Source organism: Methylobacterium sp., from assembly GCF_019750675.1.
Taxonomy (GTDB): domain Bacteria; phylum Pseudomonadota; class Alphaproteobacteria; order Rhizobiales; family Beijerinckiaceae; genus Methylobacterium.
In genome coordinates this window covers 1-5,554 of the sequence record NZ_JAIEOF010000374.1, presented here as the reverse complement: position 1 = coordinate 5,554, position 5,554 = coordinate 1, and the positions used below count along the sequence as shown (strand labels likewise).

Annotated in this window: 6 protein-coding genes; 5 read left to right on the top strand and 1 reads right to left on the bottom strand. The window is 73.1% G+C overall.

Annotated features, from left to right (window positions below):
- Nucleotides 1-4 precede the first annotated feature (4 nt).
- Nucleotides 5-853, top strand: a complete 849-nt coding sequence (locus K2X24_RS19340; RefSeq protein ID WP_292500137.1) for an ATP-binding protein — start codon at nucleotides 5-7, stop codon at nucleotides 851-853.
- Nucleotides 854-976: 123 nt separating this feature from the next.
- Here the strand turns inward: K2X24_RS19340 and K2X24_RS19335 are convergent, their stop codons facing one another.
- Nucleotides 977-1,390 (bottom strand): DUF3597 domain-containing protein, encoded by a 414-nt coding sequence (locus K2X24_RS19335; protein WP_056468570.1) that lies wholly within the window; start codon nucleotides 1,388-1,390, stop codon nucleotides 977-979.
- 291 nt (nucleotides 1,391-1,681) lie between these two features.
- On the opposite strand from K2X24_RS19335, the gene K2X24_RS19330 reads away from it, so the two are divergent.
- From K2X24_RS19330 to K2X24_RS19315, 4 genes are read left to right on the top strand one after another with little or no spacing between them, the layout of a single operon-like run.
- A complete protein-coding gene (locus K2X24_RS19330) occupies nucleotides 1,682-3,403 on the top strand; it encodes a glycosyltransferase family 39 protein (RefSeq protein ID WP_292500134.1) in 1,722 nt (573 codons plus the stop codon).
- 17 nt (nucleotides 3,404-3,420) lie between these two features.
- Nucleotides 3,421-4,146, top strand: coding sequence for a glycosyltransferase (locus K2X24_RS19325; RefSeq protein WP_238274918.1), 726 nt, complete (start codon nucleotides 3,421-3,423; stop codon nucleotides 4,144-4,146).
- 3 nt (nucleotides 4,147-4,149) lie between these two features.
- A complete protein-coding gene (locus K2X24_RS19320) occupies nucleotides 4,150-4,491 on the top strand; it encodes a lipid-A-disaccharide synthase N-terminal domain-containing protein (RefSeq protein ID WP_056468610.1) in 342 nt (113 codons plus the stop codon).
- On the top strand, nucleotides 4,488-5,081 hold the full coding sequence (locus K2X24_RS19315; protein WP_292500132.1) for a pyridoxamine 5'-phosphate oxidase family protein: 594 nt from the start codon (nucleotides 4,488-4,490) through the stop codon (nucleotides 5,079-5,081). Before K2X24_RS19320 ends, K2X24_RS19315 begins: the two co-directional genes overlap by 4 nt.
- Nucleotides 5,082-5,554: the final 473 nt, after the last annotated feature.

Here is a 5,554-nt window from a genome sequence, read left to right as displayed (position 1 = left end):
GTTCCTGCCGGTGCTGGAGCGGATCGCCGCCGCCCTGGAGCGTGCCGCGCCCGCCCCGCGTGCCCCCGTCGACCTGACCGCGGCGGATGCCTTCCTGTGGGGGCCGGAGCGCCGCCTGATCCCGGTGCCACGCGTCAACCGGGTGGCGATCGGCCTCCTCACCGGGATCGACCGGGCCCGCGACACCCTGGTGGAGAACACCCAGCGCTTCGCCGACGGCCTGCCGGCCAACAACGCGCTGCTCTGGGGGGCGCGCGGCATGGGCAAATCCTCGCTGGTCAAGGCGGCGCACGCCGAGATCAACGCCGCGCGGGCGCCGGGCACCCTCCCGTTGAAGCTCGTCGAGATCCACCGCGAGGACATCGAGGCGCTGCCCGACCTGATGGCGACCCTGCGGGGCGACGCCCATCGCTGGATCGTCTTCTGCGACGACCTCTCCTTCGACGGCGACGACACCTCGTACAAGTCCCTGAAAACGGCGCTGGACGGCGGCATCGAGGGACGGCCCGAGAACGTGCTGTTCTACGCCACCTCGAACCGGCGCCACCTCCTGGCCCGGGATATGGTGGAGAACGAGCGCTCCACGGCGATCAACCCGGGCGAGGCGGTGGAGGAGAAGGTCTCCCTCTCCGATCGCTTCGGCCTCTGGCTCGGCTTCCACAAGTGCAGCCAGGACGAGTATCTGGCGATGATCCGCGCCTACGTGGCCCGCCACGGCCTGCGGGCGGACCCCGACCGCGTCCGGGCCGAGGCGCTGGAATGGGCGACCACACGCGGCTCGCGCTCGGGCCGCACCGCGTTCCAGTTCATCCAGGACCTGGCCGGTCGCTTGGGGCAGCGGCTGGAGGGGTGACGGCGGGGTCCCGCGCCGTCGGTCTGGAGCGCGCCGAAATCAAAAAGGCAGGGAGCCCGCGCCCCCTGCCCCGGCGGCACGGCCTTCGAAACAGGCCGCGCCGAATCGTCCGAAAAAAGAAGATCAATCCTTGAGATCGGCCGGCACCTTGCCGCCGTTCTCCTCGAGCTTCTTGATGACCTGCTTGTGCAGCCAGACGTTCATCGTGGCCGAGTCCTCCTTGTCGCCGGTGTAGTGCAGCTCGTCGGCGAGCTGCTTGCGGGCGGTGAGGCTCGAATCGAGGTCGAGGAGCTTCATCAGGTCGACGATCGAGGTCCGCCAGTTCAGGGTCTGCGAATTCTTCGCCGCCATGCCGTTGAGCACCTCCTCGACGTCGACGGGGCCGCCGGCCGGGGCGCCGGTGCTGGTCGGGGTCGAGGCGGGGGCATCCGAGCCGCCGGCGGAGGGCTGAGCGTTCGCTTCCGACGGCTTGGCCTGCGCGTCGCCGCCGCCGAAGGGATGGAGGATCTTGCTGACGATGCTGCCGAGGAGGCTCATAACGAATATCCCTCAATCTCACGTCGGCGGCCGGTGCCGCGACGGGGTGACAACGGAGACGGTCCGGCCCTGTTCCCCGGGGCCGGCGGATCGTCGGGAGCCCCTTCGGCTCGCAGGCTCCCGCGCGGGACAGGGCGGCGACGGTGCGATTTGACATTCCCGGCCGCATCATCGACACCGCCGGCCTCGCGGCATCGACCGGCCTCATCGACCGGATTCTCGGGCCGCGTGCCGGTCCGGAGCCGCGTATGTCCCCCCTGACGGCCCATCCCCCCGCATGATCGCCCCCGCATGATCGACCGCGCCACCGTGCCCCACCCGGCTCGCGGCGACGCCTTCGCGTTCCCGGACACCCTCCTGTCCGCCGCCACCCGGAGCCATGCCTGGGCCTGCGCCCTCCTGGTGGCCCTCTGCCTCGTCTGCTTCCTGCCCGGCATCAGCTCGCTCCAGCCGATGGACCGGGACGAGCCGCGTTTCGCGCAGGCCTCCAAGCAGATGCTGGAGACCGGCGACCTCGTCGACATCCGCTTCCAGGCCGAGGCCCGGCACAAGAAGCCCGTGGGCATCTACTGGGCCCAGGCCGCCGTGGTCGGCGCCGCCGAGGCGCTTGGCGTGCCGAACGCCCGCACCACGATCGGCCTCTACCGCATCCCCTCCCTGCTGGGCGCCATCGGGGCGGTCCTCCTCACCTACTGGTCGGCCCTGGTCTTCCTGCCCCGGCGGGGGGCCTTCCTCGCCGCCGCCCTGTTCGGGGCCTGCGTCGTGCTCTCGGCCGAGGCGCGCCTGGCCAAGACCGACGCGCTGCTCTGCGCCTGCGCCGTGGCGACCTTCGGCGGCCTCGCCCGCGCCTGGCTCCGGCGCGACGCCGGTCCCGGGCGCCTCGACACCGTCACGGTGCTGGCCTTCTGGCTCGGCCTCGCCCTCGGCATCCTGATCAAGGGCCCGATGGTGCCGCTGTTCTGCGGCCTGCCGGCCCTGGTGCTCTCCGTCCGGTCGGGGTCCGGCCGCTGGCTCGGGGCCCTGCGGCCCGGCCTCGGCCTGCCGCTCACCCTGCTGATCGTGGCGCCCTGGTTCGCGGCCATCACCTGGAAGAGCGGCGGTGCCTTCTACGGGGAGGCGGTGGGCCACGACATGCTGAGCAAGGTCCAGGGCGGCTCGGAGAAGCATTTCGCCCCGCCCGGCGCCTACCTCGTGGCGTTCTTCGGCACCTTCTGGCCGGGGGCCGCCTTCGCGGCGCTCGCCGCGCCCTTCGCCTGGGGCCACCGGCGCGATCCGGCCATCGCCTTCCTCCTCGCCTGGATCGTGCCGACCTGGATCCTGTTCGAGATCGTGCCGACCAAGCTGCCGCACTACGTGCTGCCGCTGATGCCGGCCATCGCCATCCTCACCCTGCGGGCCCTCGCCGCCGGGGCCCTTCATCCCGAGCGCCGGGGCGCGCGGCTCACCGCCGGGCTCGTGGTGCTGATCCCGGTCGGCCTCACCCTCGGCCTCTCGGCCTTCGCCTTCGCCTACGACCGCACCCTGCCCTGGGCCGGCCTGCCCCTGCTGCTGGCTGCCAGCGCCGTGTCGGCCCTGGCCTGGCGCGCCTTCGCCCGCGGCCTGCCCGAGCGGGCGCTGACCCTCGGCATCCTGGCGGCGATGCTGCTCTCGCCCGCCGTGTTCGGCCTGACCCAGCCGGTCATCGCCGCCCTCAAGGTCTCGCCCCGCCTCGCGGCGATCCGCGATGCGCTGCCCTGCCCGCATCCGCGCGTGGCCAGCCTCGGCTACCGCGAGCCGAGCTTCGTCTTCCTGATCGGCACCGACCTCGCCATGCTCGGCACCGGCACGGAAGCCGTCGGTTTCCTCAAGGGCGAAGGCTGCCGCCTCGTCTACGTGGAGGGCCGGTTCGCGACCGCGTTCGAGGCCGCCGCCGGGGCCGCCGGGCTGGTGCCGAACCGGGTCGGCACGGTCTCGGGCTTCAACATCAACGGCGGCCGCCGGGTCGACCTCTCGGCCTACGCGGCGACGCCCTGACCTCGGATCCAGCACCCATGCGCCTCTCCGTGATCATCCCGGTGAAGAACGAGGCCGGCAACATCGCGAGCCTCGTCGCCGAACTCGAGACCGCCTGCGCCCCCCTGGCACCCTTCGAGGTGATCTACATCGACGACGGCTCCACCGACGGCACCGCCGAGGCGCTCGCGGCAGCCCGCGCCGGGCGGCCCTGGCTGCGGGTGCTCGCCCACGACCGCACCGCCGGCAAGGCCGCCGGCATCCGCAGCGGCATCGCGGTGGCCCGTGCGCCCGTCTGCGCCCTGATGGACGGCGACGGCCAGAACGACCCGGCCTTCCTGGCGCCCCTGCTCGAGGCCATCGAGGCGGGCGGGACGCGTACCGGCCTCGCGCAAGGGCAGCGCATCGGGCGCAAGGACGGGCGGCTCAAGAGCCTCCAGTCGCGCATCGCCAACGGGGTCCGGGTGCGCATCCTCAAGGACGCCACCCGCGACACCGGCTGCGGCTACAAGCTCGTGCGCCGGGACGTCTACCACACGCTCCCGTTCTTCGACGGCCAGCACCGCTTCATGCCGGCGCTGGTCGCCCGCGAGGGCTTCGGCGTGGTCCACCGGGACGTGGTCGACCGGCCGCGCTTCACCGGCACCTCGAAATACGGCCTGTTCGACCGGCTCTGGGTCGGGCTCCTGGATCTGGCCGGCGTGTGGTGGCTGATCCGGCGCAAGCGGGTGACGCCGCGGGTCACGGACGTGACGGGAGCCTGAGCCATGCTGATCCAGCTCGCCGAGGACGTGCGCGGCTACGTCTACGACGTCTTCGTCACCCGCTTCGATGCCTGGCTGGTTTTCGGCATCCTGGCGCAGGCGGTGTTCGGCGCCCGCTTCGTGGTGCAGTGGCTCGCCTCCGAGCGGGCGGGCCGGAGCGTGATGCCGCTGGCCTTCTGGTTCCTCTCGATCGCGGGCGGCCTGATGACCCTGGTCTACGGCCTCGTGCGGCGCGAGCCCGTGATCATCTTCGGGCAGGCGCTGTCGACCTTCATCTACCTGCGCAACGTCGCCCTGATCCTGCGCGAGCGCCGCGCCGCCCGGGCGGCCGCCCCGGCGCGATGACGCCGCTGCCGCCCTTCCACGACGATCTCGGCGCGGCTTTCGCCGAGGTCTGGCGGCTGCTGGCGGAAGGACCCGCCTTGCGCCGCAACGCCTTCCACATGCCCGCGCTCGCCACCGTCGACGCCCACGGCCACCCGCAGGTGCGCACCGTGGTGCTGCGCGCGGTCGACCCGGCCGCCGGCACGCTGCGCTTCCACTGCGACCGGCGCTCGGACAAGGCGGCCGAGATCGCGGCCTCCGGGGTCGCGGCCCTGCACGGCTACGATTCCGCGACGAAGATCCAGATCCGCGCCTCCGGCCCGGCGACGCTCCACACCGACGACGCCCTGGCGGAAACCGCCTGGGCCGGCTCGATGGCGATGAGCCGGGTCTGCTACGGCGCCGACCCCGCCCCCGGCGCGCGCTTATCCGCCGGCGACGCCTACACCTTGCCCGATGCCGAGACCGCGCTGACCCTCGGGCGGCCGAACTTCTGCGCCGTGGTGGTGGCGGTGGCCCGCCTCGAATTCCTCTACCTAGACCGGCGCGGCCACCGCCGGGCCGCCTGGGAGCGGGCCGACGGCTGGCGCGGAGCTTGGCTGGCGCCGTGAGATCGGGCCACGTCCGAGCGGCCCCGCCGCCGGTTCGGCGCGGGGGATGGCCAGGAAACGAAACGGGAGACGCGGGACGCCGCGAGACCACGTTCGATGAATGGTATGCCGGTCCCCCGGCGTCCCTCGGCCCGGCCCCTCGCGGGACCGATCCTTTTCGTCACGGCGTCTTCTCGGCACTGGCGACCCGGCTGGTGGCAGCCCCCCTCCGTGACCCGACGCCCGTGCGGGCGGCGCAGTCCGGCGGCCGTCTGATCAGAGCGCGATGCTCCGAGCCCGCCTCGTAGTGGGCGGACCGTCCGCTGTCTCGGTGCGTCCCAGGGTCCCGGGCCCAGCCTTGCAGCCTGCCCGTCCGAGACGCCTTGCGTCGCCGATGCGGCCCGGGGCGATGGCGAAACCGGGCCATCGACGCGGGGCGCCGTCTCCTCCCCCCGAGCCCCCCGACCCGGTCCGCCGGAGGGCCTCCCGTGTGG

Excerpts from the sequence above, each read along its gene's own strand:
- K2X24_RS19320 (WP_056468610.1), top strand. The coding sequence starts at position 4,150 with ATGCTGATCCAGCTCGCCGAGGACGTGCGCGGCTACGTCTACGACGTC.
- K2X24_RS19330 (WP_292500134.1), top strand. The coding sequence starts at position 1,682 with ATGATCGACCGCGCCACCGTGCCCCACCCGGCTCGCGGCGACGCCTTC.
- K2X24_RS19325 (WP_238274918.1), top strand. The coding sequence starts at position 3,421 with ATGCGCCTCTCCGTGATCATCCCGGTGAAGAACGAGGCCGGCAACATC.
- K2X24_RS19315 (WP_292500132.1), top strand. The coding sequence starts at position 4,488 with ATGACGCCGCTGCCGCCCTTCCACGACGATCTCGGCGCGGCTTTCGCC.
- K2X24_RS19335 (WP_056468570.1), bottom strand. The coding sequence starts at position 1,390 with ATGAGCCTCCTCGGCAGCATCGTCAGCAAGATCCTCCATCCCTTCGGC.